Source organism: Terrimonas pollutisoli (genome assembly GCF_029360765.1).
Classification (GTDB): Bacteria; Bacteroidota; Bacteroidia; order Chitinophagales; family Chitinophagaceae; genus Terrimonas_B; species Terrimonas_B pollutisoli.
Genome location: NZ_JARKNA010000002.1, coordinates 277,570 through 303,719, shown reverse-complemented (window position 1 = coordinate 303,719; position 26,150 = coordinate 277,570). Strand labels below are relative to the sequence as shown.

Sequence of the window (26,150 nt, the reverse complement as noted above, 5' to 3'; positions counted from 1 at the left end):
CAGCGGAATCCAGCTCTCCTGCTATCTACAGCCAACCTAAAAATAGTACCAGTAAAGCAATACGTTGGGGAATATGCCCAGGATAATAATAACAGCTGCTAATCCTGCCAAAGACCATTTAAACGCCGGGGATGCCTGTATAGTGGCCTGGCCCTCCTTAAAGTACATAGCCTGTATGACGCGGAAATAATAGTAAGCACTCACCGCAGCCATCAACACGGCAAAGATCACCAGCCAAACATGATTACCATTGCCTAATGCTGCCTTCAGCATATAGAATTTTGCCAGGAACCCTGCTGTAAGCGGAATACCAGCCAGTGATAAAAATAAGATCGTTGTAACTGCCGCTACGAGTGGTTGTTGTTTTGCCAGGCCATTGAAACCTTCAAAACTATAGTCGCTCATTTTTGCTAACACGGAAAAAATGCCGATGGTGGCCAGGCAATATGCTGCAGCGTATAATAGAATTCCCTCTTTTGCATCGGTGTTCATTGCATACAAGGCCATCAGCATAAAGCCAGCCTGGGCGATGCTTGAATAAGCCAGCATTCTTTTTACGCTTTGCTGAAATACAGCGGTGATGTTTCCGATAAATAAAGTAGCAACAGTTATGATCGCAATCCACAACTGCCATTGCGCATGAAAACTTCCAAACGTTTCATCGAACAACCGGATGAAACCAATAAACACGGCGGCCTTTACGATCGTAGCCATGAAAGAGGTAAACACAGTTGGGGCACCATCATATACATCCGGTGTCCAGAAATGAAACGGCGCCGCAGATACTTTAAAGGCCATAGAAAAAATGAGCAACAACATACCGGCCACCGGTAGTAAGGAAGGCTTGTCAACGACAAACTTCATTTGATCCACAGTAAATGTGCCTGTGGCTCCATAGATAAGCGTAATTCCCATCAACATCAATCCTGTTGAAAAGGAACCCATCAGGAAATATTTCAATGATGCTTCATTGCTTTTTAAATTCTTCTTATCACTTCCGGTGAGAATATATAACGGGATCGAAATAATTTCAATTCCCAGGAAAAGTATTAGCAATGATTTGAACGAAGTAGTCAGTACAATACCACTTAGTATAAAAAAGGTAAGCGCAAAATACTCGGCATAATGAACACCGACCTTTTCAATATCTTTTGCTGATAAGATAAAATAGACCAGTGCCGAAATAAACGCAATGGAGTTAAACAGCAATGCAAACCTGTCAAAATGCATCATACCTGCTGTATTCACCTTAAAGAATAAAATGCCGTTCATCTCCAGGATATTCGAAACCACTAATAATGCTATTCCTAAAATTGCAACCATCCGCACTGTGTTTTTCATTTTCAGAAAAACACCGCTGAACATCATGATAACTCCAAAAATTGCCGACAATATTAAAGCGTTCATATCTTCTTACTTCGTTAGCAGATGACGAACATCTGATATTTTTAAAATACTATCTGAGATCTCGTTTGTGATATTCAAAACCGATTGTGGATATACGCCCATCCAAAAAATCAATATTACGATGGCCCCCAATGCAAGCTTTTCATTAAGCCGAACATCCTGCGCATTGGCAACTCTTGCCACCGCATCACCATAAAATATTTTTCGAACCAGGTTCAGCGTATAAATAGCAGCCAGTATAATACAGATTCCTGCCAATACTGTAAACCAGACATTAAGCTTTGTGACCTGGGATCCAAAAATTCCGCTGAACATCAGGAATTCACCAATAAAGGCATTAGTTAATGGCAAAGCGATATTGGCCAATGCGATGATCACAAATAAAATGGCCATCGACGGGGCTTTTTGAGCGAGCCCTCCCAGTTCTGAAAGTTTTCTTGTGCCGAATTGTCTCTCGATTAGTTCTACCACTATCCACAATCCAATGATATTGATACCATGGTTGAACATTTGTATCATCACCCCTTGCATAGCTAATTTATTTTCAGAAAAAATAGCCACGCACATTAATCCGATGTGAGCAATGGAAGAGTAGGCCACCAATCTTTTAATATCATCTTGTTTTATGGCTATCAATGAAGCGTAAATCATTCCAATAACTGCCAACCATGAAACCCTATCTCCTAATGAATAAGAAGCAATCGGAAGTACGGGTAATAACCATCGAATCACCCCCAGTACGCCCATCTTAACCATGACACCACTTAATACCATCGTAGTTGCCGTAGGCGATTGCTCATAGGTATCAGGCTGCCAGGTATGAAAAGGAAAGATGGGCATCTTTACCGCAAAGGCAATAAAGAATAACCAGAACAACCAGGTTTGATCCTTGTTGGTCAAACTTGCCCCGGTGGTATAAAAAGATTGAATTGCGAAAGAATGGTCAGGTGTTTTGGCATAAATAAATAAAATACCAACCAGCATCAGCAGCGAACCAACGAATGTATAGATGAAAAATTTAAACGTAACGGCAATCCTTTTTTCGCCTCCCCATTGCGAACACAGAAAATACACCGGTATCAGCGCCAACTCCCAGAAGAAATAAAACAACAAAGCATCCATTGCCAGGAACACTCCCATCATACCTGCTTGTGACAACAGCATCAGGGCAAAAAAACTGTTCGGTTTTTTATAAGCAGAGTTCCAGGTAGAAATAAAAATAAGCGGAAAGGCAATCGTATTTAGCAGGCAAAGCAACTGACCCATGCCATCCAGCTTGACAGAAAAACTGCTTCCCAGTGTTGACATGAATGCGGACTGGTGTTCCAGCCATTTTGCTTCTTTCAGTATTGTTAGTCCAACCAATGAAACGATCAGCGTAACAATCGATGAAAACAAAGCCCATGACCGCACCGCTTTTTCATTCTTTATCAGGAATGCAGCCAGCCCGGTCAGTAATGGAATTACTATTAATAAAACTGCGATCATAAGCCCCTATCCCCTAAAGGGGAATTTAAAATTTTAATTATTAAAAATACCGTCGCCTTTCGACACGTCCTGAATTGTCTCTTTTTCTCCTTGATCTCTTAGCTTACTTTCTCAGGAAAAATTGAAATACAAAAAACAATACCATGCCCAATACCATCAACAACACATAGCTACCCACCTGTCCGCTTTGCAGCAACCTCAATTGACGACTCCCATAATTCACAGCCCTCCCCACTCCGTTTACAATTCCGTCCACGACATTTTTTTCAAAAATATTTTTGAAAAACAAGGCCAGCTTATCAAGCGGGTTCACAATTACCTTTTCATACAATTCATCCACATACCATTTATCCGCCAACACTTTTCCAAATCCTGTTGCATCTTCGATATCTGGTTTTTTGCTGAATTTGTTCCAGGCAAATAGAATGGTGATAACAATCAGTGTGGTTGATACCCCGGTCAGCATCCATTCCGTAGCATGCGAAACTTCATGGGCCTCTAAAATTTTATTGGATCCGTCAAACACCGGCGCTAAAAATTCTTTTAAGGAGTGTGCTCCATGCATGATAAACTCAGGCACACCTACATAGCCACCAATGATAGAAAGAATGGCCAGTATAACCAGCGGGATTGTAATGGCGGCAGGGCTTTCATGCAAATGATGCTCCTGGTCGTGTGTACCGCGGAAGCTTCCTTTGAATGTTGTTGCATACAACCTGAACATATAAAAAGCCGTAAGCAAAGCCGTCCCTAAACCTATCGCATAGATAATTGGGGATTTTGCAAATGCACCGGCCAATATTTCATCCTTTGAAAAGAAGCCTGAAAGACCCGGAATACCGGCAATTGCCAAACAACCAACTAAAAAAGTCCAGTGGGTTGTTTTCATGTATTTGCTTAAGCCACCCATTTTGCGGATATCCTGTTCGCCGCCCATGGCATGAATCACACTACCGCTTCCGAGGAATAACAACGCTTTGAAAAAAGCATGTGTCATCACGTGAAAAACGGCGGCAACATAAGAGCCTGTTCCCAGGGCGAGAAACATATATCCCAACTGGCTTACCGTAGAATAAGCCAATACTTTTTTGATATCATTCTGCTTAAGAGCAATCGTAGCGGCAACCAGTGCAGTAGCTAATCCAATAATTGTCACGATGGTCATGGTTACCGGTGACAATGAGTATAAAATATTGCTCCTGGCGATCATATAAATGCCCGCCGTAACCATGGTAGCAGCATGGATGAGCGCAGAAACAGGTGTGGGACCGGCCATCGCATCAGGCAGCCATGTGTATAAAGGAATTTGTGCACTTTTACCGGTGGCACCGATAAATAATAAAATGGTAATAGTTGTAAGATCGGTTCCACTCAGGTTCTTTACATTAGCAAAAACGTCACCGTAAGAAACAGAACCCAATTTGCTGATCAACCAGAAAATAGCGATCAGGAAAGCCAGGTCACCAATCCGGTTCATGATAAAGGCCTTGTTTGCTGCCTTGTTGTATTCTGTATTCCTGAACCAGTAACCAATCAGCAAATAGGAACACAATCCAACCCCTTCCCAACCGATAAACATGATCACATAGTTGGCGCCCATCACCAGCAGCAACATCGAAAAGACAAACAGGTTGAGATAAGAAAAGTACCTGCCGAAGTGTTCTGTCTTTTCCTCATGCATATACGAAGTGGAATAGAGATGGATCAAAAATCCAACGCCGGTAATGATGAGCAGGAATATAGAAGAAAGCTGGTCAATTTGAAACGCAAAGGGAATGCTTAGTTTGTCAACAGCGATAAAGGTGAAATAATTGGCCACATGTGTATTGCCTCCCTTTACCTGCATGAATACCCATACACTGATGAGAAATGAAACGAATACAGTACCACTTCCGATAATACCGATCAGTCCTTTTGACAAATGCTTTCGGCCAAGACCATTGATCAAAAAACCGATCAGTGGCAACAGCGGAATTAAATAAACCAAGTCTAATGCGTTCTTCATAACCCAATTACGAAGTAAGAAGTGAGAAGTACGAGGTACGATCGCTGTACTTCGTAGTTCGTAGTTCGTACTTATTTAATGTTTTAACCTGTTCAAAAAGTTTACATCTACCGAATGAATATTGCGGTACATCATTACGATAATGGCCAATCCTACACTCACCTCGGCTGCTGCAACTACCATAATGAAGAATACAAACAACTGCCCGTCGGTACCGGCTGCTGCATTGCCAGTAGCAGCTGCATTCAGGTGGTGCATTTTTGAAAATGCGACCAACAATAAGTTCACGGCATTCAACATCAGCTCTATACACATAAAGATGATGATCGCATTGCGGCGTGTGAGCACTCCCACAATACCGATGCAGAATAAAGCAATGGACAGAAATATGTAATAATTTATTGGCATACGGCCTCCCCTAAATCCCCTTCCAAGGAGGGGACTTGCCACCCACAGTCCTAAGGACGTGAGTGAACTATTGTTTTTTAATATTGATTAAAGAACTAAACGTTGAAGTGTGCGACGCAACAAAAGCCCAATCAGGGAACTGAAGTTTGCAACATCATTCAACTATCATTTAAAAGAACATTTCCAACATTAAAAAGAATGCCCGCCCTAAGTCTCCCCTTCAGGGGGACAAGGGGCTAATCTTTTTTCCCTATCACTACCGCACCTACCATGGCACTTAAAAACAAAATACTGCTGATCTCAAACGGTACTACATAAGTAGTGAACAACTCATTTCCCAGGTTTTTGATCAAGCCGATATTACCAACTTTCACCTCAGCTATTCCGTCTTTCAGCTCGCTGCCCCTTAAGGCTGCAACAAGCGTCAATAATAAACATCCACCCGCTAAGGCCCCGGCAATTTTTAACCAGCGATTTTTTTGTGGTTCTGTTTCTTTATTCAGGTTCATCAGCATGATCACAAACAGGAACAAGACCATGATCGCACCTGCATACACGATGACGTTTACAATTGCGAGAAACTGCGCATTCAATAAAATATAATGACCGGAAATGGCAAAGAAGGTAACGATGAGCCACAACACACTGTAAACGGGATTTTTGCTAACTACCACCATCAGGGCCCCAAACAAAGCCATCACTGAAAGTAACCAAAACAATATTTGTGTAATTCCCATAAGCTAATAGCTTTTCTCCGCTGTAGCGGATGCAAACCCTGGATGCTTTTTTTAATTAATTATTTATCTGAACTAACCTTAAACTTTAAACTATTAAACTTTGAACTTTTTATACCCTCGGCGCCCTATCCCCTAACGCTTTTTTATAGGCTTCCGGGTTTTCCTTTGGATTAGGGATCAACAGGTCTTCTTTTTTATAGATAAACCCCTGTCTTCCATAATTCGCCGGAGCAAACGTCTGCGACAAATAAATTGCGTCCTTCGGACAGGCTTCTTCGCAATAGCCGCAGAAAATGCAACGCAGCATGTTGATCTCATACTTCGCCGCATATTTTTCTTCCCTGTACAGGTGCTCTTCTCCGGGCTGACGTTCTGCCGCTTCCATGGTTATAGCTTCCGCAGGACAGGCCAAAGCACAAAGACCGCAAGCGGTACAGCGTTCACGGCCCTCTTCGTCGCGGTTCAAAATTTGAAGCCCACGAAACACTTTTGAAAAAGTTCTTTTCTGCTCGGGATACTGTATCGTTGCTTTTCTTTTAAACAAATGCGTTAACGTGATCCACATTCCTTTCGCAATATTCCACAGGTAGATCTTCTCCAGCCAGGTCATCGGCTTGCGATCCACTTGTTTTGCTCTTTGTGTTAATTGCATATCTCAACTCCCAACAGGAGATTTTAATTTTTCGCAAATATAAGGCCTCACCTCCCTTCCTCCTCTCCAAAAGAGAGGAGGCGGTGCTGTATATCTTTAATCATCTATATCACTACCACATCATCTTTATCTCTCTATTCAACACTTTCGAAGACTCTCACTAATTACCGATTCTCCGAAAAGCGAGGGCTGTGTTTGGATGGCCTTCCCTTCGGGAAGGTCGGGATGGGCTTTATTTCTTCAACCACAACACCACCGCGGCAGTCAATATCATATTCACCAATGCTAATGGTATCAATGTCCGCCAGCCCAACTTCATCAACTGATCAAAACGGAAACGCGGAATGGTCCAGCGGATCCACATAAACAGGAATATAAACAGCGATGCCTTGAACATTAACACAGAAAAACCAATCAGTGATAGTAACCATGGAGCCAGTCCCCAGGTTGCTTCATTTACAAAAGGTATATCATACCCACCAAAATACAGTGTTGACATGATCACCCCACTGATAAACATATTGATGTATTCAGCAAAAAGATAGAAACCCAGCTTCATGGATGAGTACTCCTGGTGATAACCGAAGTTCAATTCATTTTCTGCTTCCGGTAAGTCAAATGGTGTACGGTTACACTCGGCCAGGGCACACACAAAAAAGATGAGAAAGCCCAATGGCTGATACCAGATATGCCAGTTAAAAAATCCGTTGCCTAATTGGTTCTGCACAATGGCACTCATGCGAAGATCGCCTACCAGCATAAGCAAAGCAATAAGGGCAAGACCCATTGGTAATTCATAAGATACCATTTGGGAAGCTCCCCGTATAGCTGCCAATAATGAAAACTTATTATTCGATGCCCATCCGCCGATCATGATACCGTATACGCCAAGGCTGACTACTCCAAATACATACAGGATGCCGATATTAATGTCCGCTATCTGTAAATTAATCTGCCTTTCACCGATGGAGAAAGATGGTCCCCAGGGAACTACGGCACTTGTTAGCAATGCGGTTATCATCGCCAAAGCTGGTCCCAGTATGAAAAGGAACTTCGAAGACAGAAGAGGTATGATCTCTTCTTTAAAAAATAGCTTGCCCCCATCCGCCAGAGGTTGCAGCAATCCAAAAATACCCGCACGGTTGGGACCAATACGATCCTGCAGAAAGGCGGCTACTTTTCGTTCAGCGTAGGTAGCATACATCGCCACCACCATCGAGAGGGAAACAATCACCGCTATCAACACAAATTTTTCTAAAATAAAAAACCAATCAACTGCTAGAAGATACATGGCTATTATTGTTTCTTATTATTAAATGTTGCACCTGTAGCTGGCCCGTTTATTTCACTTAGGTCAACAGTCGGATCATTTACATCACTGATGGCATGAATATCCATCAACAATTTCGGTTGTCTTCCGCCCATTACTTCAGCAACAGTTTCCTGCGGCTTTCTGGCTCCGACATAATGATTGGCTGAAATAACCGAGTGACGATTGACTTTGGTTGGCCCTTCAATTACCCAATCACTCAATTTCTTTTTATCGAAGCGGCAGTCATTGCATATCCAGCCTGGTTTGCCATCATAGCTTTGCACTTCACCCCATTCATCTTTCCTGGCAGTTACCCTCAACACTTCATCACCACGATTCCAAAGTGTTACTTTGCCGTTACAGGTTGGACAATCACGATGGGCATCAACCGGCTTGGTGAACCAAACCCGGTTTTTGAACCGGAAGGTTCTATCGGTTAATGCACCGACAGGGCATACGTCAATCATATTTCCGCTGAAGTCATTATCGATAGCTTTGGAAATATAGGTTGATATCTCAGCATGATCGCCCCGATCCAGCACACCATGTACACGGCTGTTGGTCAACTGATCGGCGACATAGGTACAACGATAACAAAGAATGCACCTTGTCATGTGCAGTTGTATGTAGGGACCAATATCTTCTTTCTCAAATGTTCTTCTTGAAAACTCATACCGGGTACCCTCTTTACCATGCTCGTAACTGAGGTCCTGCAAGTGACATTCACCAGCCTGGTCGCAAATAGGGCAATCGAGTGGATGATTTAGTAAGAGGAATTCCACCACACCGGCCCTTGCATCCATTACTCTGTCACTTGTAATATTCTTTACAATCATTCCGTCCATCACCGTAGTACGGCAACTTGCTACCAGCTTTGGCATTGGCCTTGGATCGGCAGCAGAACCTGCCGCTACTTCTACCAAACAGGTGCGGCATTTACCACCACTGCCCTTCAGCTTGCTATAGAAACACATTGCCGGTGGCGTAACATCACCACCAATTTTTCGTGCAGCCATCAGAATAGTTGTTCCCGGCTCCACATCGATGGAGATATTGTCAATGGTTACTTTAAATAATTTTTTTTCTTCAGCCATATTTTTGGTTTCACGCAAAGCTGCAAAGGAGCCAAGGCGCAAAGTTTATAAGTTATTGACTATTCTATGAATCCCATTTTTTATTAAAGGCACATTAAAATTTATCAGTAATCCTAATTTAATATGCGTCAATTTTAAATATGTCTGCATCTGCTTATAATGAATTTCCGCAAGTGTTTCAACAGACTTTAATTCTATAATTACCTTATCATCAACTATTACGTCGGCCCTGAATCCTATTTCCATTCTTATTTCTTCGTGAACTAACGGAACGCCATGTTGTCTTTTAAACGGTATCCCATTCTTTGCCCATTCATAGCAAAATATTTCTTCGTAAACACTCTCAAACAATCCTGGGCCATATTGTTTATGAATTCTAAAACACAAATCAACAACCATTCTCGATATATCGTTTTCGGTCATATTCTTTGCGTCTTAATTTCTTTGCGCCTTTGCGTGAAATTTACGCAGGTGTTGCCATCTGCAAAGGCTCCGCATAATGCGCCAAACCATAATTCCTTTTAGTACACTCATCAGGATTCAGCACATGCCATTCAAACTCGTCCCTGAAATGACGGATAGCTGCGGCTACAGGCCATGCAGCTGCATCTCCCAAAGGACAAATCGTATTTCCCTCAATCTTTCGCTGTATATCCCAAAGCAGGTCAATATCACTCAGTTTGCCCTGTCCTTTATCCAAACGCAATAATAATTTTTCCATCCAGCCTGTTCCTTCACGGCATGGAGAACACTGACCACAACTTTCATGACGGTAGAACCTGGCCAATGTATACGTGTGTTTCACCACACACTGGTCTTCATCCAGCACGATAAATCCACCTGATCCCATCATAGTACCCGTCGCAAACCCGCCATCACTCAGGCTCTCGTAATTCATCATGCGGGTATCACCCCTGGCGGTTTTCAATAAAAGATTGGCCGGCAAAATGGGAACAGATGATCCACCCGGAATACAAGCTTTCAGTCTTTTACCATTTTTGATACCGCCACACCATTCTTCGCTGAAAATAAATTCTTCGACAGAAATGGTCATATCGATTTCATAAACACCCGGCTTATTAATATTACCACAGGCTGAAATAAGTTTTGTACCTGTTGATTTACCCACTCCAATCTTTGCATACTCGTCAGCTCCTTCATTGATAATGGGAACAACAGCCGCAATGGTTTCAACATTGTTCACCACCGTAGGGCAATCCCATAGACCTTTTACGGCAGGGAATGGAGGTTTTATCCTTGGATTACCTCTCTTGCCTTCCAGGGATTCCAACAAAGCTGTTTCCTCACCACAGATGTAGGCACCCGCACCACGTTGCACATAGATCTCGCAATCAAAGCCACTGCCTTGTATATTTTTTCCTAACCACCCATTATTTTTTGCTTCTGTTATCGCTTGTTCGAGAATATCAACAATCCAGGCATATTCCCCACGGATGTAGATATAAGAACGATTAGAGCCTAATGCAAAAGAAGAAACGATCATTCCTTCAATTAGCAGGTGGGGAATGAACTCCATCAGGTAACGATCCTTGAACGTTCCCGGCTCTGACTCATCAGCATTTACAACCAGGTAGCGGGGCACACCTTCGGGTTTGGCCAAAAAGCTCCATTTCATTCCCGTAGGGAAACCAGCGCCACCACGTCCTCTTAACCCACTCCTTTTTACCTCTTCGGTAATATCATTAGGCGCCATCTTCAGCGCCTTTTCCACACTTCTATAACCACCTTCACGACGATATACATCATAATACCTGATGTTTTCAACGTGAGCTTTTTCTAATAATAATTTTCTTCCCATATTTCTAAGCTACCAGCTTCGAGCTTTGAACTTCGAGCCTGGCTTTTTAATTAATCTTTGCACTTTGTCTCGCCACCAACTGCCAGCCTTTTTTTGTTTTCATCCAAACCTGTAATACGTGCAGGTTCATCGCAAAAACTTTATCATTCAATTTTCCTTCAGCCGCAATATTCATTCTCACAGTTGCCCATTTTTTATCGATCGCTGCAATTGTTGTATAGCCATTGTCAATCCTCTTATACACCAGCTTGCCGCTTACCAAGTCATTCCACACCTCCTTCCCCATTTGTACCCAACCATTCGAATGACCAAAGCTTACTTTATTGTGCAACAGTTTCGATAAAGCAACACTATCCTTTTCCATTAATGCTTTATCCAGGGTTCGCATCGCTTCTTTTAAGCCAACGCTATCAGCCTGTGCAACAAGAATCAAACTTGTAAAGAACAATATAAGAGTCAGAAAGAAACGCATTTACTTTTCCTTCTTTTCATAATCATGATTAAACATCCAGTTGATTCCGAATTTGTCAGTCAACATTCCAAATTTGGCTCCCCAGAATGTATCCTGTAAAGGCATTGTAATCTTAGCTCCTTCTGATAAAGCAGCAAATATTTTATCAATATCCGCTACCGTTTTAAAATTTAACGACAAACTAAGGTTGGTACCACCACTAACCTGATGGCCTGGCATATTATCAGATACCATGAATGTAAGATCACCCGCCTGGAAGGTAGCATGCATTACTTTGTTTTTATATTCATCCGGTGTTTCGTTGCCCATCGGTGATTCACCAAAGCTTTGCTGAAACAAGACTTTTCCATCAAATGCCTTTGTGTAAAAAGTTAATGCCTCAGCGGCATTTCCATTGAATGTCAAATATGGTACTATCGCCTCCATTATATATTCAGTTCGTTTTCTTTAATACATATTTATACGCCAGGTTTCCGGTTATTCGATGGTTATCGGCTCCCAATTGGATCAGCGTTGAATCTGTTTTTAAATAATGATCCGCTCCCTCAGTAATGCCCAGCAGTTGCAGCGTATCGCCATGCATAATGAATTTATCACGGTAAGAGAATTCATTACTGCCCGGCTCTTTCGCTTTTTTTGAAATATACAAATCATGCCTGCTGTAAGTGCCGTTATCCATAAGACTAAGAGATACTTCAATACCTTCACAATCGGCACAAGGTATGACCCCATGATAACTTTCTGTTACCACTGGCTCCTTTTTTACTACCTGATCTACTGTAGTGCTGGTATCTTTCGATTCCTCTTTTTTATCACCAGCATTATTACATGCCACAAAAACAAAGAACAAACTCATCAAACTGATGATCTTTTTCATATGTGCAAGCGTTTGGTTTAGTTGTTGGCAACCGCACTTTTCCTGCATTCATCAATGATCTGGTCAACCCTTTCCTTTGTCAAATGCTCTTTATAATATTTGCCCATCTGCATCATTGGCGCATAACCGCAGGCTCCCAGGCATTCCACCGTTTTTAATGTAAACATCCCATCGCTGGTTGTTTGACCAGGTTTGATACCCAGTTTCTCCCCGATATAATTAATGATATCATCACATCCGCTGACCATGCAGGGCCCTGTTTGGCAAACCTCAAACATATATTTGCCCACAGGTTTTAAATTGAACATACTATAGAAGGTAGCCACTTCATACACTTCAATAGGCGTAATATTCAACAGTGTTGCTACATAGTCCATCACCGGAACATCGAGCCAGCCTCCAAACTCCTGCTGCGCTAAATGTAACACAGGAATGACGGCGCTTTTTTGTTTGCCATCCGGGTACCGGGAAATAATTCCCTGCACCTCTTTTAATTTATCGTCTGAAAATTTTATCATATGCCCCAATCCGCCTTCGGCGGAGAGTTTTGAAACACTCCACCAAAAAGCAAAGTGTACTTTTATTATAAATTCAATTTGTCAACTCTTACTTTAAACCAACTTTTCAAAAATACAAACCCCTCTGACCTAAGTCTCCCCTTTAGTGGGCAGGGGGGTTAAGCATCCATTTCCCCCGCAATCAAATTCAATGATGACATCACGATGATTGCATCACTGAGCATGGCGCCTTTTGTCAACTCTTCATAAGCCTGGTAATAAATGAAACAAGGCCTGCGAAAATGAAGACGATAAGGTGTTCTTCCGCCATCACTGATCAGGTAAAATCCAAGTTCCCCATTTCCACCTTCCACACTCTGATATACTTCACCCGGCGGCATATCAATTTCACCCATAATGATCTTGAAATGCCAGATCAATGCTTCCATCTTTGTGTACACATCTTTCTTTTCGGGCAAATAATATTCGGGAACATCAGCGTGATAAATATCTGCTTCAGCCCCTTTGAATTCCTGCACTTGTTTAAATGCCTGGTCAAGGATGCGAAGCGACTGCCACATTTCCTGGTTGCGAACCAAAAAACGATCATAGCAATCACCTGTAGTTCCTACCGGGATATCAAACTCAAAATCTTCGTAGCTGCTATAAGGCGTATGTGTACGCACATCATAGTCTACACCCGCGGCACGAAGATTAGGACCTGTAAAGCCATAGTTCATGGCCCGCTCAGCACTAATGGGCCCTGCGCCAATAGTCCGCTCCATGAATATCCTGTTACGGGTAAACAGGTTTTCAAATTCTTTTAATACCCGTGGATATTCGTCGAGAAATTTTTGAATTTTTTGAAACGCGATGTCATTGAAATTTCTCTCAAAACCGCCGATACGACCGATATTAGTGGTCAAACGTGAACCGCATATCTCCTCATATATTTCATAGATCAGCTCACGGTATTGCATTACGTACAAGAAACCTGTGTAAGCACCACTATCCACACCAACAATAGAATTACAGATCAGGTGATCGGATATCCTGGCGAGCTCCATGATAATGATGCGGAGATAATCCACTCTTTTAGGCGTTTTCACGCCTAATAATTTTTCACAGGTAAGGTGCCAGCCCATATTATTAATAGGCGACGAGCAATAGTTTAACCTGTCTGTAAGTGGAGTGATTTGGTAGAGAGGACGACGTTCGGCAATTTTTTCAAAAGCCCGGTGAATATAGCCGATTGTTTGGTCCGCAGAAACAATGCGTTCACCATCCAACTCCAGGATATTCTGCATTACACCATGCGTGGCCGGGTGAGTAGGCCCCAGGTTTAACGTGGTGGTGGTTTTCTCAATACTTCCTTCCGGAAGCTTTATATGCTGTTCAGCCATGATAGCCCAATCCTTTTTTAAGGGACCATTAGTTTATAATTCAAACAATATTTTCGCCCACATTGTCTTTGTCCGATTCGATTATCGTTCCATGATCCGTTTTTTCCGTGCCAAAACCAATCGTTCCACCCCTGCCAAACATTTCATCATCTTTGTCAATGCGGCTTTGATCTTCCAATGGGTATTGCTTCCGCATGGGGAAGTAGTCCATCTCATCGACATTCAAAATCCTTTTCAGGTTAGGATGACCGACAAAATTGATCCCGTAAAAATCATAGGTTTCTCTTTCCATCCAATTGGCGGCTGAAAATAATCCTGTAGCCGTGTAAACGTCCGGCTTATCTATTTTGGTAAATACCTTGAAACGGATGCGGACGTTGTCCCCGAGATTGTGCAAATGATAGACAACCGCTAATTCTTTGTCTTTATTTCCCGGGTAATGTACGGCACACAGATCGGTGAGAAACCTGAATTTCAACTCCTCATCATCGTATAAAAAATTCAGGACTTTGAGATTTATTTCTTTCGGGGCTTCAAAAGTGAGCATGCCATACGGCTCTTCAAAGCCAGAGACCTGGTCATTAAATTTTTCCGTTAGCCGTTGCCTGATATGTTCGTTTGTAAGAGACATAACCCCAAATCCGCCGCGGCGGAGCTTTAAATCCCGAATGTCGAAAGGACATCACAGGTCATTAAAAATTTAGTTTATTTAATCTTTATCCCCGACAAAATACCCAGACCTAAGTTCTCCGCCAGTTGGCGAAGACAGGGGCTATTGTATTCCATAACTCTCCAATAACGCTTTATACTTTTCACTATTCCTTCTTCTCAGGCTTTCTCTACCTACCAAATCCTGTATCCGCATCACTCCGTCAATAATTGCCTCAGGACGCGGAGGACAGCCCGGAACATACACATCTACCGGCACTACCTGGTCTATTCCTTGTAAAACGCTGTATGTATCAAATATACCACCGCTACATGCACAGGCTCCCACGGCCATCACCCAGCGAGGTTCCGCCATCTGGAGATAAACCTGTTTTACAACGGGGCCCATTTTTTTAGCAATAGTTCCCATTACCATCAGCAAATCACACTGGCGGGGTGAAAAACCCACTCTTTCGCTGCCAAAACGGGCCAGATCATAATGTGCACCCATGGTAGCCATAAATTCAATACCGCAGCAGGATGTTGCAAAGGGTAAAGGCCAGATCGAATTTTTTCTTGCCAGGCCAATAACACTATCCAACGACGTGGCAAAAAAACCTTCACCCTGGGAACCTTCGGGCATTTCAGCCATGCTTATATCGGCTACCAGTGGCTTCTGCGTGATGTTATATGATACAGGACGTGACATAAAACAAATTTGAAAATTCAACAATTTGAAAATCTGAACTCACTTCTTAATAAAACAAACGTAACTAGCTAAAGTTCCGTTTCTGTGAAGCCAATTCTCCAGTTTTTCAAGCTAGTCTTCCCACTTCAATGCGCCTTTTTTTATAATATATAGAAATCCGCAGAGGAAAAATCCTACAAACATGATAACGGCCCAAAAACCGCTCCAACCCAGCTCTTTAAAATTTACCGCATATGGATAGAAAAAAATCACTTCAACATCAAAAAGGACAAATAATATCGCTGTGAGAAAGTATTTTATCGCCATTGGCTGGCGGGCATCGCCATGTGTTTCAATCCCGCTGGCAAAACCCTGCAACTTGTCAGTAGTTTTCCTTTTAGGGCCCAGTAAGTGGGTCGCTACCATCAAAAAAGCGACAAGGCCTACCGCAAAAATTACCTGTATAGCAACCGGTAAATAAGAACCGGCATCAGAGGTGGATGGATTTATCTGGAGTAAATGGATCATTTTTTTTGCCTCGGCAGCAAAAATAAGGTAGCAACATCAATAATCAACGGAAATTCCAAATATCCGGGGCAAAGAAATAGCCCGGTTACCCGGGCTATAATTAAATCAGATTTATACATAATATCTATCCTGCGGAAGATTTCTTTGCTCCGCTGCCGGAACTACTTTTCGGTGACGCACCTTTAGCAGGCTGCTTAGGCGCCGGCGTTGGCTTTGAAAGATCGTCAATGTTCTTTTGAATGCTTTGCTTAACAGCCGGATCAGCGGAAGCATTCATCATTATCTTCAAATAATCTATTGCTTTTGCTTTATCTCCTTTTTCCAGGTGATAAGTCGCAAGGAAATAAGAAGAGCTTGAAATTTGTTTGGCATACTTCACCGAATCCTTCTGGGCAAATGCGAGCAATTTTTCAGCCGCTGGGACGCCAATGCTATCTTTCTTTACCGAATCAAGCACATTGGCATTGTTGAACATCCATTCCCAGCCAAACGGCTGATCAGGGAATTTTTCTGAAACTACCTTAAATATGTCGTATGATTTCGCATACTGCTGAGCACGATAATTAGCAAGACCAGCGGCAAAATAGTCGTTGATCGTAAGGTTAGGCTTTGTAGCTAATATTAATTGTTGAAGTTGTGACTCGCTTACATAGTCTTTTTTGCCAGCAAAAAAAACAGTACCTTTTTTCAACAGGTCAATTTTATTTTCCAAAACTGTATCTGCTTTTATGCCTTCTTTATAGCTTTCCAGCACCACAGCCTCCTGGCCAGGAATGGTTGAATAAACATCTGCCTTCATTTTGAAATCATTTGGGGAAACTTCATCAGGTTTTGCTTTGGCAAAGTACTGGTCAATATATTCCTTAGCTGAGGCAGTATCTTTCTTCTGCAAGTAACTGTCAACAATTAATTTGTAGTTGTTGGCTTTTGCCTTAGTCCCTGATTGAGCGATAATGTTTTTTGCGCCGGCTATAGCCCCATCAAAATCTTTTTTGGCCCAAAGTGTCTGAACTCTTAAGTAATCATTTTGAGGATCAGGGTCTGTGTTCTGAATATATTTTTTTGCATATTCCTCCGCGCCATTAAAATCTTGCCTCAATAATTTAAAATAATAAAGATCATAATAAGCAGGAGCAAACCGTGAATCCGCATTGATGGCATCATTCAGATATTTTTCATACAGATCCCAGTTACGCTGGCTGTTGAAAAGCTGTGCCATGCGATGATAAGCCGGCGCAAATTTTGGATTTGCTTCAGTAGCTTTCTGGTAATTCTGAAAAGCCGCTCCACCAGCTTCTCCTGGTTTTGCTTTACGAATAGCATTTCCCAGGTTTAAAAATATATCAGCATTTTTGGGATCTCTCTGTGCAGCAGCTTCCAGCTTTTCTACAGCATAGTTGATATCGCCCCCTTTTTTCTCCTTTACATTATACGTATTTGTGATGGCCCGGCCCACTGCATTCAAAATAACAGGGTCATCACCTTTCTTCCCACGTGTCATGGTAATAGCAGCTTCAAAACGCTGACGGGCTTCGCTGGTTTTATTCTCCATTAACTCCAACTGCCCCATACCCACTATTACCAAAGGAGCATTAGCACTACTTAACAGGGCCTTACTATAAAGATTTTTAGCACCGGCTATATCGTCCATTTCAACTAAAGTCTGGCCCAGCCAATAAGTAGCATCAATATTATTAGGATTAGAAGCTAATAATTTTTCGAATGTTGCTTTTGCACTTTTGTAACGTTCCGCGTAAAGGTCATTTACACCATCCTGCAGCGATTGTGCCTTAACAGCACTTACAAACAGTAGGCTCGTGACCAAAAATGTAATAGAGATTTTCTTCATTTTTCTTTCACTTTTTAAGAGTTGTAAATATAACCACTTTGTTTTATTCGCTTACGCGAACCGGCCTGAAGGTAAAATCTTTCTGCGCCGGCATCAGGTAAGCCCTTTTAAAAATTAATTGTCCTATCTCGCCGCTCATAAAATCTGCAAATCCTTTCCCCAATCCACGGTGCTTCTCTTTCAATATGTATACCAAATCACGTACCATGGGGTATCTGCGCAGGTAAATATTGGCCTGCACGGGCAATATATACTTGCCTTTCAGATCCATGCTTTCTAATTGCACCATCTTTACCTTTTCCAAAAAACTGATTTGTTTCTCGTCTTCTCTATTACCAATCCAGCTTACGCCAATAAACCCGATTGCCTGTGGGTTTTTCGCTACATAGTCAATAACAGCTTCGCTTGTTCTTGCAGCCACTGCTGCGGGAGTGAGAGAATCGCTTTTTAATACAGAATCGACGATAAAACGTACCGTACTGGTTGCCTGTACTCCGTCAAATACCGGGATTAATTTTTTCTTAAAGTTTCCGGTAAGTATTTCCTTGATCTCCGCCATGGTAAATAGTGAATCCTCAGCCTCAGGGCTTACAATAACAGCGACCGCATCGCGGGCAATCACCATTTTTTTGGGAGAAATCCTGAAAGAATCAACGATAAATTTTTTCTCCTGATCGCTAAACCCTCTTGTAGCAATGATCATCCGGATGCTGTCTACGGCCATATCTTTCAAACATTCTGCTTCCGGCTTGTAAGTAACATTTATTTGTGTGCCGGGGTGGTTGGCTTCGTACACTTTTACCTGTTCATCGATGATGGGTTTGAAAGATTCGTCCGCACTCACATGTATAAGGCCCCGGTCAGGCGTGTCCAATAACGTTTTTTCTTTTTCTTTAAATGACTGACAACCGTTCAGTAGAAAAAAAGCACAAGAAAGTATAAAAACCAGGTATTTCTTGCTAATAAATGCTTGCATCAGGGCCTTTTTTTTCATTTATCACCTTTCATCGCTTACTTAAAATAATTCTTTTTGTATCCCCGGTACATGCGCCATACACCATATAAAATGCAGATAAATCCAAAAATCTTATCAATATCATTAGGGGGAAAGTTTTCATTGAACTGCAAAGTGAGCCTGTCCCTGATCATAAAAAAAATGCCGACGCAGGTAATCAGACCACCGATTGCGTAATCCATTATTGCTTTTCGCAGCGCAATCTGTTTTCTTTTTTGTTTTTCATATTCCTCAATCATGAATAGTGACTTTCGTGGTGGGCAAATTATTACATTTTTATTGATTGCCCTGATAAAAAGTTGTTGACCATCAGACTCAATGCGCAAGTTGGGTGGTTTAACCAGCATTTCCATGCAGGTGTATTCTATTTAAATAAGCATAAGTGAGATGCATTCTGTTATCTAAATCCATAAACTCGTGGAAGGTTGGTAAAGAAATGGCGACCTGATAAGCTGTGGTTATATTTGCAGGATGAAAATCTTAATGGTCTGTTTAGGTAATATTTGCCGGAGTCCGTTGGCCGAAGGTATTTTACAGCAAAAGGCGTTTGAGGCCGGATTAAACTGGAGCGTTGAAAGTGCCGGAACAAATAGTTATCATATTGGCGAAGGTCCGCATCATTTATCGCAAAAGGTTGCAAAGCTGAATGGGCTTGACATTAGCAGGCAACGTGCCCGCCGGTTTGTGCCGGCTGATTTCGAGATGTATGATAAAATTTATGCCCTGGCAGGTGATGTACTGGATGATATTCAACGCATAGCCAAAAACAAGTACGACCCGAAAAAAGTGGATTTGCTGATGAATGAAATTTTCCCCGGCAAAAACCTGGATGTACCCGACCCCTGGTATGGGCCGGAACCTGGTTATCATGAAGTGTACAAAATGATCAATGAAGTATGCACCTGCATCATCGAAAAATATACCCCAACCCTGCCTACCGGACAGGCAGGCCCTAAAGGGGCTTTAGAAACACCTTTCAAATTGAAATAATCTTATTAATGGCAAAAGTTACAGTTGGTTTACCACAGGGCACCCGGGATTTTGGACCCGAGGTCGTACGTAAACGCAATTATATTCTCAATACGATAAAAAATGTTTTTGAACTCTACGGTTTCCAGCCACTGGAAACACCGGCGATGGAAAACCTGGAAACACTGATGGGAAAATATGGAGAAGAAGGCGATAAACTTATTTTTAGAATTCTTGATTCAGGTGATCCGTTTTCAAATGACTTTATAAAAGCTTTTTCCCTATGGATGGGAGATAGGGAAGAGAAACTATCTTCTGAGAGAGAACTTGAAGCTTCTAAAAGGGGATATGTAGCGACGTTTAAAAATCAAATCTCTAGCAAAGCTCTTAAGTATGATCTCACAATTCCATTTGCTCGATACGTAGCAATGAATCATGGGAAATTAAGCTTTCCTTTCAAACGCTACCAAATTCAGCCAGTTTGGAGAGCTGATCGTCCGCAAAAAGGAAGATACCGTGAGTTCTACCAATGTGATGCAGACATTGTCGGCAGCCACTCCTTGTTGAATGAAGTAGAGCTGACAAATATTTATGCCACCGTTTTTCAACAACTCGGTATACCGGTAGAAATAAAAATTAATAGTCGTAAAATATTGGCGGCACTGGCTGAGCAATGTGGTGGCACTGATAAATTGGTTGATATTACCATTGCTATTGACAAACTCGATAAGATCGGCTTGGAAAAAGTAAAAGAAGAATTGATCCAACGTGGATTAAACGACGAGCAAATTGATTTCATTGAGCACTACCTCCGTATTGAGGGAAACAATGAAGAAAAATCAGTGCAGATAAAAAATTTGATGGGTGACAGTCTGCTGGGAAAAAAAGGGATTGAAGAACTTGAATTTGTATTACAATATTCAACCAATAAAGACTTACCAATCGTATTAGATTTTACCCTTGCACGGGGACTGAATTATTATACCGGAATTATTTTCGAAATAAAAGCGAATAACGTGCAAATGGGAAGCATCGGCGGTGGCGGAAGATATGATGATCTTACCGGCTTGTTTGGCGTTCCCAATATTCCCGGCGTAGGTATCTCATTTGGCGTCGACCGTATTTATGATGTAATGGAAGAGTTGAATCTTTTTCCAACGGAAGTGCACACAGGCACACAGGTTTTATTTTTTAACCTGGGCGAAGCAGAAAGCAGGAAAGCATTTGAACTGATGCAACGGCTGAGAAATAATAACACCCGATGTGAGCTATTTCATGAAACGGCTAAATTTGACAAGCAGTTTAAATATGCGGAAAAGAAAAATATTCCATATATAATTATCATTGGCAGTAAAGAGCTTGTAGAAGGTAATTGCAATATAAAAGACCTTAGAAGTGGCGGGCAAACAACAGTGCCTGTTGCCGATCTTATTAATTTTTCCTTTATTTGACCTCCTATAAAATCAAAACAATCAAAAGCAAATGAGACAAAAACCATTATTCCTTGTATTATCTTTTTCCGCCTTATTATTTGCAGCATCCTGTAAAAAAGGCGGTAAAACCGGTTTGCTGGTTCCAAAAGACGCAGCTCTCGTGGTACATATCAACAGTGCTTCACTTTCTTCCAAACTTAGCTGGGATGAGATCAGCCAGACAGATTGGTTCAAAGAAATGTCAAAAGAAGCAACTGATAGTACTGCACAAAAATTATTGAAAGATCCCGGTCAGTCAGGCATTGATACAAAAGCTGACCTTGTTTTTTATATGAAACGACAGGGACGTGGAGGCTATATCGTTTTTGAAGGAGCCGTAAAAGATGCAGCAGCATTCGAGGCATTTAATAAAGAAATCAGCAAAGGAAAAGCTACACGCACCAAGGATGGCGACATTAATTATATGGTGTCGGATAAATCAGGTCTCCTGGCATGGAACAGCACCAAATTTGCTTACCTGGCAGATTCACCTTTGCCGGACATGCAACAGGGCTTTAACAGCCAAAGCAGGTTTGAAATGTATAAATTTCCTGAAGACAGTCTCAAACTTTTTGCAAAAACCGCATTGACGCTAAAGTCCGACGATAACCTCGACAATGATTCCCGTTTTGCGTCTATGATCGGGGATGGCAGCGATATGCATTTATGGATGAATGCGTCTGGACTATACGGCAACACATTAAGTGGTATGCTGTCCTTGATGAAATTCAACTCGCTGTTGGAAAATAATGTGTCGGCTATGTCACTGAATTTCGACAACGGCAAAATTGCGATGAAATCGAAGAGTTATTATGGTAAAGAGATCAGTAAACTGATGTCGGACTACCCCTCCAAGCCTCTTAGCGGGGATGTATTAAATCGCATCCCTTCACAAAATGTGGTGGGTGTTTTTGCGATGAACTATCAGCCTGCCGCTTTAAAAGAATTTTTAAGAATAACTGGTTTCGATGGTGTCGTTAATGGCTTTCTGGGCCGTGCCGGCTATAGCGTAGAAGAATTTATCAAAGCAAACAAAGGCGAGGTCCTGCTGGCTGTTTCCGACCTGGAAATGAAAACAAAAGAAGTTTCAATGGAAATGGGCGAAGGACAAGAGCCTTATAAATACACCAAAACCGAACCTGACATGAAAGTTTTGTTTGCTACTTCTGTCAATGATAAAGCCGCTTTTGATAAACTGATCGGTGTGGTAGTAGAGCAAACCAAGGGAATGAAATCAGCTAATTCCCCGGAAATTCACTACAAACTTGACAATAATTGGTTTGCTGCCAGCAACTCCCCTGAACACATGAACACATTCCTGGGTGGCACTACTAACAAAAATGTAGTAGCAGAGAAGATCGGTGGTCATCCATTTGGTTTTTATGTCGACATTCAAAAAATAATAAAAACAGGCGAAACTTCGGTATCAGATAGCAGCGCTAAATCGGCCATGACAACGTCTTACAATATGTGGCAGGATATCATTGCTACGGGAGGCGAATACAAAAGCGATGCTTTGGAATTTGAGATGACGGTAAATCTTGTTGATAAAAACGTTAACAGTCTGAAGCAGCTGAACCAGTATATCAATACCATGTATAAGATCAGCGAAGAAAAAAAGAACAGGTATAAAGACATTATGATGGATGCACCTGCTGTGGTGGACACAACCATCCAGGTCAATCCTTAGTCAATTTCTTTAAAATGCATTACAAGGTTACAGCAATGACATACTGTAACCTTTATTATTTGGAGCAATATCTTTTATGGAGTTACGAATCAGCAACCTGCTTCCGACATACTTTGATCAAAGCAGAACTCAATCATCTGACGTTTGGGGCAAAGAACTTTTGTTTGAAAAAGGCGAATGGATCAAGATCGTGGCGCCATCGGGAAGTGGGAAATCGTCACTCATGAATTTCCTCTATGGCATCCGAAATGATTATAACGGTACGATCAGCTACGATAATAAATCAATCCGTGACTTCTCAGCAGAAGATTCGGCTCATCACCGAAAAGATCATCTCAGTATTGTTTTCCAGGATTTACGTCTCTTTCCGGCACAAACTGTACTGGAAAATCTGGAAATAAAACGACAGCTAAATCCATTTCATCCACCTGAGAAGATAAAAGAAATGGCGAACAGGTTGGGCATAGGAGATAAGCTGAGCAGCACCTGTAACACCTGCTCTTATGGCGAACAGCAGCGGATTGCTATTATCCGTTCATTATTGCAGCCCTTTGAGTTTTTATTGCTGGATGAACCATTTAGTCACCTGGATGATAACAATGCGCAAAAAGCGATGGTGCTGATGCTGGAAGAAGCAAGAGCAAGAAATGCTGCCATTATTTTTGCAGATTTGGAAAGAATTGATTTTTATCCCTACACGAGGTTGCTTCATTTATAAGAGGTCGGCCCCCTCTAAATCTCTCCGCCGCGGCGGAAGACTTGCAATGCACAACCCTCGCTTTTCGACGACTCAAAATTTTATCAGACTCTTCGAAAATGCAGAGTAGAGATATGTTGGTGATGTGGTAGATATATAGTTGATTAAAGATATACAGCGCCGCTCCCTCTCCAAAGGAGAGGGAGATGGAGGGTGAGGTTAAAAACAAACAAATGAATTTATCGTTCAAACCTATACGGCCACTTTTACAAACTGGAACTAATGCCTTATCCCGTTGGTTCTCTTACATTGGATTGGGCATCGGTGTATTGCTTTTGCTGTGTTCCATTCAAATGTATATCAACATTCAGCAGATGCTGAAAGAAGGCTCGATCCGCAAAGATGGCTTCGATTTTATTTCCATTACCAAAACAGTCACCAATGAAACGATGGGACAGGCTGAAAAAAATCTTTTCCAGGCAGCCGATATTGCTGAATTAAAATCAAAACCATTTTTGGAAGATGTGGCTCCGCTTGAGGCCAACCAGTTCCAGGTAGAATTAAGCGCTGCCGGCGTATTACCGTTTAGAACCAATCTTTTTTTAGAAACCATCGAAAATAGTTTTCTTGACACTGTCCCACCCTCCTTTCAATGGCAGCCGGGTCAAACAAAAATTCCTATTATCATTTCCTCCGATTTCCTGGAAATATTTAATGTATTCGGTCCAAGCTATAACCTACCGCAGGTATCACAGGAAACCGCAACAGGTATTCCTGTTTATATCACCTGCCATGGCGATGGTAACCTTGAACAAACTTTCCAGGGACAGGTAGTGGCATTCAGCGATAGGATCAACTCGGTATTAGTTCCTAAAAGTTTTTTGGACTGGGCCAACCTAACTTTCAAAGGCAAAAAGTCAGATCATGCGTCGAGGCTTTATATAAAAACAAAAGATGCAAATAGTGCGGAGCTCTTAAATTTTTTGGATCAAAAAAATTATAAGATAAATAAGGATAAAACAAAATTCGGCCGCATGAAACAAGTTTTCCAGGGCATCTTCAGTGGTCTTGCTGTATTTGGCTTGCTGGTAGTTGTACTAGCCCTGATGCTCTTTTCATTCTATCTGCAATTGGTGATTGCCCGCAGCAAGGACAGTTTGCAACTATTGCTGACATTAGGATATTCACCGGGGTGGTTGAGTAAAAACGTGGCCCGCCAGTTTATACCAGTTTACATTCTGATCGTATTGATGGCCTTAGGTGTTACACAACTAATGCAATGGGCCTTTCACCAATTGGTGATGTATAACCGGCCGGAGCTTTCTACGCCATTGCATTGGACGGTATTGTTTACCGCCCTGGTATTGATCCTTCTCTCGCTGATAACCAATTACAGGCTGGTAAAACGACTTTTGTATAAACTTTATTGATGAAATCAACTATGCTTTTATCTGCGCTAAATGATGCTCCAGGTGAGCCACGTAGTCACAAATGATCCAACCTAATGTTTTGAGTTCTTTATTGTCATACTGCGGATCAACAGCGTAGTTTAATTTTTCGGCGGGAATATTTTGAACAACATATATGATCTGTTGATTCAATGCCTTCCACAGCTCAAGCAGATGCTGCAAAGGAAGCTGTTGATAAGCATTCACGGCTACCAATTCGTTTTGCCGGTAAGAAACAACCTGGTACGGCTGTGGCAAAAACTGGATCTCAGTAAATCGCTTCAGGTTGTTGATGGCAGAATCAACCAGGTGGCCTAGTATTTCCTGCTTCGACCACTTACCCGGTGCCGGTTTCTGTAACAATTGTTCAGGAGAAAATGTCGCATAGATACTCTCCATGCCTTCAATGTGATGACTAAGCCGGTTCATGGCTTCACCAATATTCGTTTCTTCCGCAAAAAATCCATCGGTCTGCCAATTCGTTTTAAAACTCATACGACAAAATTAACTTGCCGGATCAAGAAAAGCCAACCAAAAAAGGGTGAACGGTCCACCCTTTATCATTCGATATACAAAATGTTTCTGCCCTGTTACTTTCCCGGAGAAGGGGCTTCTTCCTCTGATTTTTTCCCATCAAGGATCAAGTTGCCGACTTCTACATAAAGACCGTTTATTTTTCCTTTTTCATCCCGTTTAAAAGTGGCCATTCCTGAATAGGCTACCACTTCAAAGACGTCTTTTTCTATCCGCTTCAATTCCGAACTACCCTGTGATGAACTCCCCATTAAAACACCGTTTTCCAAAGCGACTTTTATTTCCGGCACTTCGCTTCCCTCCGGAAAAACATATTTGCCGATATATTCTTTTAATGAATCTGTAGCAGGAATTGTTGGAGCTTGCTGTGCATTTGTGATAATTGAACCTGAGATTACAAGAAGTAAAAAAAGAAATTTCCGCATAGTTTTTAAGTTTAAG

Annotated in this window: 28 protein-coding genes; 5 read left to right on the top strand and 23 right to left on the bottom strand. The window is 41.9% G+C overall.

Annotated elements, in window-relative coordinates; translation table 11 throughout:
• Positions 1-36: 36 nt before the first annotated feature.
• From P2W73_RS05350 to P2W73_RS05250, 21 genes are all read right to left on the bottom strand, one after another.
• The gene (locus P2W73_RS05350) at positions 37-1,368 is read right to left on the bottom strand and encodes an NADH-quinone oxidoreductase subunit N (RefSeq protein ID WP_276501204.1); all 1,332 of its coding nucleotides are present in this window, start codon (positions 1,366-1,368) and stop codon (positions 37-39) included.
• Between the two features lie 45 nt (positions 1,369-1,413).
• Positions 1,414-2,895 (bottom strand): complex I subunit 4 family protein, encoded by a 1,482-nt coding sequence (locus tag P2W73_RS05345; RefSeq protein ID WP_276500965.1) that lies wholly within the window; start codon positions 2,893-2,895, stop codon positions 1,414-1,416.
• A gap of 103 nt (positions 2,896-2,998) precedes the next feature.
• Positions 2,999-4,900, bottom strand: coding sequence for an NADH-quinone oxidoreductase subunit L (gene nuoL / locus P2W73_RS05340; protein WP_276500964.1), 1,902 nt, complete (start codon positions 4,898-4,900; stop codon positions 2,999-3,001).
• 75 nt (positions 4,901-4,975) lie between these two features.
• Positions 4,976-5,308: an NADH-quinone oxidoreductase subunit NuoK gene (gene nuoK / locus P2W73_RS05335; protein ID WP_276500963.1), complete on the bottom strand. Its 333-nt coding sequence runs from the start codon at positions 5,306-5,308 to the stop codon at positions 4,976-4,978.
• A gap of 236 nt (positions 5,309-5,544) precedes the next feature.
• On the bottom strand, positions 5,545-6,045 hold the full coding sequence (locus P2W73_RS05330; RefSeq protein WP_276500962.1) for an NADH-quinone oxidoreductase subunit J family protein: 501 nt from the start codon (positions 6,043-6,045) through the stop codon (positions 5,545-5,547).
• Positions 6,046-6,154: 109 nt separating this feature from the next.
• The gene (gene nuoI / locus P2W73_RS05325; RefSeq protein WP_276500961.1) at positions 6,155-6,697 is read right to left on the bottom strand and encodes an NADH-quinone oxidoreductase subunit NuoI; all 543 of its coding nucleotides are present in this window, start codon (positions 6,695-6,697) and stop codon (positions 6,155-6,157) included.
• Positions 6,698-6,929: 232 nt separating this feature from the next.
• Positions 6,930-7,988: an NADH-quinone oxidoreductase subunit NuoH gene (gene nuoH, locus P2W73_RS05320; RefSeq protein WP_276500960.1), complete on the bottom strand. Its 1,059-nt coding sequence runs from the start codon at positions 7,986-7,988 to the stop codon at positions 6,930-6,932.
• Between the two features lie 5 nt (positions 7,989-7,993).
• Complete coding sequence (locus P2W73_RS05315; RefSeq protein WP_276500959.1) at positions 7,994-9,103, bottom strand: NADH-quinone oxidoreductase subunit G; 1,110 nt, start codon at positions 9,101-9,103, stop codon at positions 7,994-7,996.
• Between the two features lie 45 nt (positions 9,104-9,148).
• Positions 9,149-9,526, bottom strand: coding sequence for a GxxExxY protein (locus tag P2W73_RS05310; protein WP_276500958.1), 378 nt, complete (start codon positions 9,524-9,526; stop codon positions 9,149-9,151).
• Positions 9,527-9,566: 40 nt separating this feature from the next.
• The gene (gene nuoF / locus P2W73_RS05305; protein ID WP_276500957.1) at positions 9,567-10,922 is read right to left on the bottom strand and encodes an NADH-quinone oxidoreductase subunit NuoF; all 1,356 of its coding nucleotides are present in this window, start codon (positions 10,920-10,922) and stop codon (positions 9,567-9,569) included.
• A gap of 46 nt (positions 10,923-10,968) precedes the next feature.
• On the bottom strand, positions 10,969-11,394 hold the full coding sequence (locus tag P2W73_RS05300) for a nuclear transport factor 2 family protein (protein WP_276500956.1): 426 nt from the start codon (positions 11,392-11,394) through the stop codon (positions 10,969-10,971).
• Positions 11,395-11,820 carry a VOC family protein gene (locus P2W73_RS05295; protein WP_276500955.1) on the bottom strand — a complete coding sequence of 142 codons (426 nt, stop codon included), beginning with the start codon at positions 11,818-11,820 and terminating at the stop codon, positions 11,395-11,397. It abuts the gene before it with no gap.
• 7 nt (positions 11,821-11,827) lie between these two features.
• Positions 11,828-12,271, bottom strand: a complete 444-nt coding sequence (locus P2W73_RS05290) for a copper resistance protein NlpE (protein ID WP_276500954.1) — start codon at positions 12,269-12,271, stop codon at positions 11,828-11,830.
• Between the two features lie 17 nt (positions 12,272-12,288).
• A complete protein-coding gene (locus P2W73_RS05285; RefSeq protein WP_276500953.1) occupies positions 12,289-12,789 on the bottom strand; it encodes an NADH-quinone oxidoreductase subunit NuoE family protein in 501 nt (166 codons plus the stop codon).
• 158 nt (positions 12,790-12,947) lie between these two features.
• Positions 12,948-14,171 carry an NADH-quinone oxidoreductase subunit D gene (locus P2W73_RS05280; protein ID WP_276500952.1) on the bottom strand — a complete coding sequence of 408 codons (1,224 nt, stop codon included), beginning with the start codon at positions 14,169-14,171 and terminating at the stop codon, positions 12,948-12,950.
• Positions 14,172-14,211: 40 nt separating this feature from the next.
• Positions 14,212-14,802 (bottom strand): NADH-quinone oxidoreductase subunit C, encoded by a 591-nt coding sequence (locus tag P2W73_RS05275; RefSeq protein ID WP_276500951.1) that lies wholly within the window; start codon positions 14,800-14,802, stop codon positions 14,212-14,214.
• A 141-nt stretch (positions 14,803-14,943) separates the two neighbouring features.
• Positions 14,944-15,528 (bottom strand): NADH-quinone oxidoreductase subunit B, encoded by a 585-nt coding sequence (locus tag P2W73_RS05270; protein WP_276500950.1) that lies wholly within the window; start codon positions 15,526-15,528, stop codon positions 14,944-14,946.
• Between the two features lie 111 nt (positions 15,529-15,639).
• Positions 15,640-16,035, bottom strand: coding sequence for an NADH-quinone oxidoreductase subunit A (locus P2W73_RS05265; RefSeq protein ID WP_276500949.1), 396 nt, complete (start codon positions 16,033-16,035; stop codon positions 15,640-15,642).
• Positions 16,036-16,159: 124 nt separating this feature from the next.
• Positions 16,160-17,884: a tetratricopeptide repeat protein gene (locus tag P2W73_RS05260; protein WP_276500948.1), complete on the bottom strand. Its 1,725-nt coding sequence runs from the start codon at positions 17,882-17,884 to the stop codon at positions 16,160-16,162.
• 43 nt (positions 17,885-17,927) lie between these two features.
• Entirely contained in the window at positions 17,928-18,860 is a 933-nt protein-coding gene (locus tag P2W73_RS05255) for a PstS family phosphate ABC transporter substrate-binding protein (RefSeq protein ID WP_276500947.1), read from the bottom strand.
• A gap of 35 nt (positions 18,861-18,895) precedes the next feature.
• Positions 18,896-19,252, bottom strand: a complete 357-nt coding sequence (locus tag P2W73_RS05250; protein WP_276500946.1) for a hypothetical protein — start codon at positions 19,250-19,252, stop codon at positions 18,896-18,898.
• Positions 19,253-19,370: 118 nt separating this feature from the next.
• Between P2W73_RS05250 and P2W73_RS05245 the strand changes: the two genes are divergently transcribed.
• The 5 genes from P2W73_RS05245 to P2W73_RS05225 all read left to right on the top strand — a co-directional run bounded on the left by P2W73_RS05245 (position 19,371) and on the right by P2W73_RS05225 (position 25,157).
• Complete coding sequence (locus P2W73_RS05245; protein ID WP_276500945.1) at positions 19,371-19,889, top strand: low molecular weight protein-tyrosine-phosphatase; 519 nt, start codon at positions 19,371-19,373, stop codon at positions 19,887-19,889.
• Positions 19,890-19,897: 8 nt separating this feature from the next.
• The gene (gene hisS, locus P2W73_RS05240) at positions 19,898-21,319 is read left to right on the top strand and encodes a histidine--tRNA ligase (RefSeq protein ID WP_276500944.1); all 1,422 of its coding nucleotides are present in this window, start codon (positions 19,898-19,900) and stop codon (positions 21,317-21,319) included.
• Positions 21,320-21,350: 31 nt separating this feature from the next.
• Positions 21,351-23,030 carry a DUF4836 family protein gene (locus P2W73_RS05235; protein ID WP_276500943.1) on the top strand — a complete coding sequence of 560 codons (1,680 nt, stop codon included), beginning with the start codon at positions 21,351-21,353 and terminating at the stop codon, positions 23,028-23,030.
• A 76-nt stretch (positions 23,031-23,106) separates the two neighbouring features.
• Positions 23,107-23,748: an ATP-binding cassette domain-containing protein gene (locus P2W73_RS05230; protein WP_276500942.1), complete on the top strand. Its 642-nt coding sequence runs from the start codon at positions 23,107-23,109 to the stop codon at positions 23,746-23,748.
• 212 nt (positions 23,749-23,960) lie between these two features.
• Entirely contained in the window at positions 23,961-25,157 is a 1,197-nt protein-coding gene (locus P2W73_RS05225; protein WP_276500941.1) for a transporter, read from the top strand.
• A gap of 9 nt (positions 25,158-25,166) precedes the next feature.
• On the opposite strand, the gene P2W73_RS05220 is transcribed toward P2W73_RS05225, so the two are convergent.
• Positions 25,167-25,670, bottom strand: coding sequence for a DinB family protein (locus P2W73_RS05220; protein WP_276500940.1), 504 nt, complete (start codon positions 25,668-25,670; stop codon positions 25,167-25,169).
• A 95-nt stretch (positions 25,671-25,765) separates the two neighbouring features.
• On the bottom strand, positions 25,766-26,134 hold the full coding sequence (locus P2W73_RS05215) for a DUF3471 domain-containing protein (RefSeq protein WP_276500939.1): 369 nt from the start codon (positions 26,132-26,134) through the stop codon (positions 25,766-25,768).
• Positions 26,135-26,150: the final 16 nt, after the last annotated feature.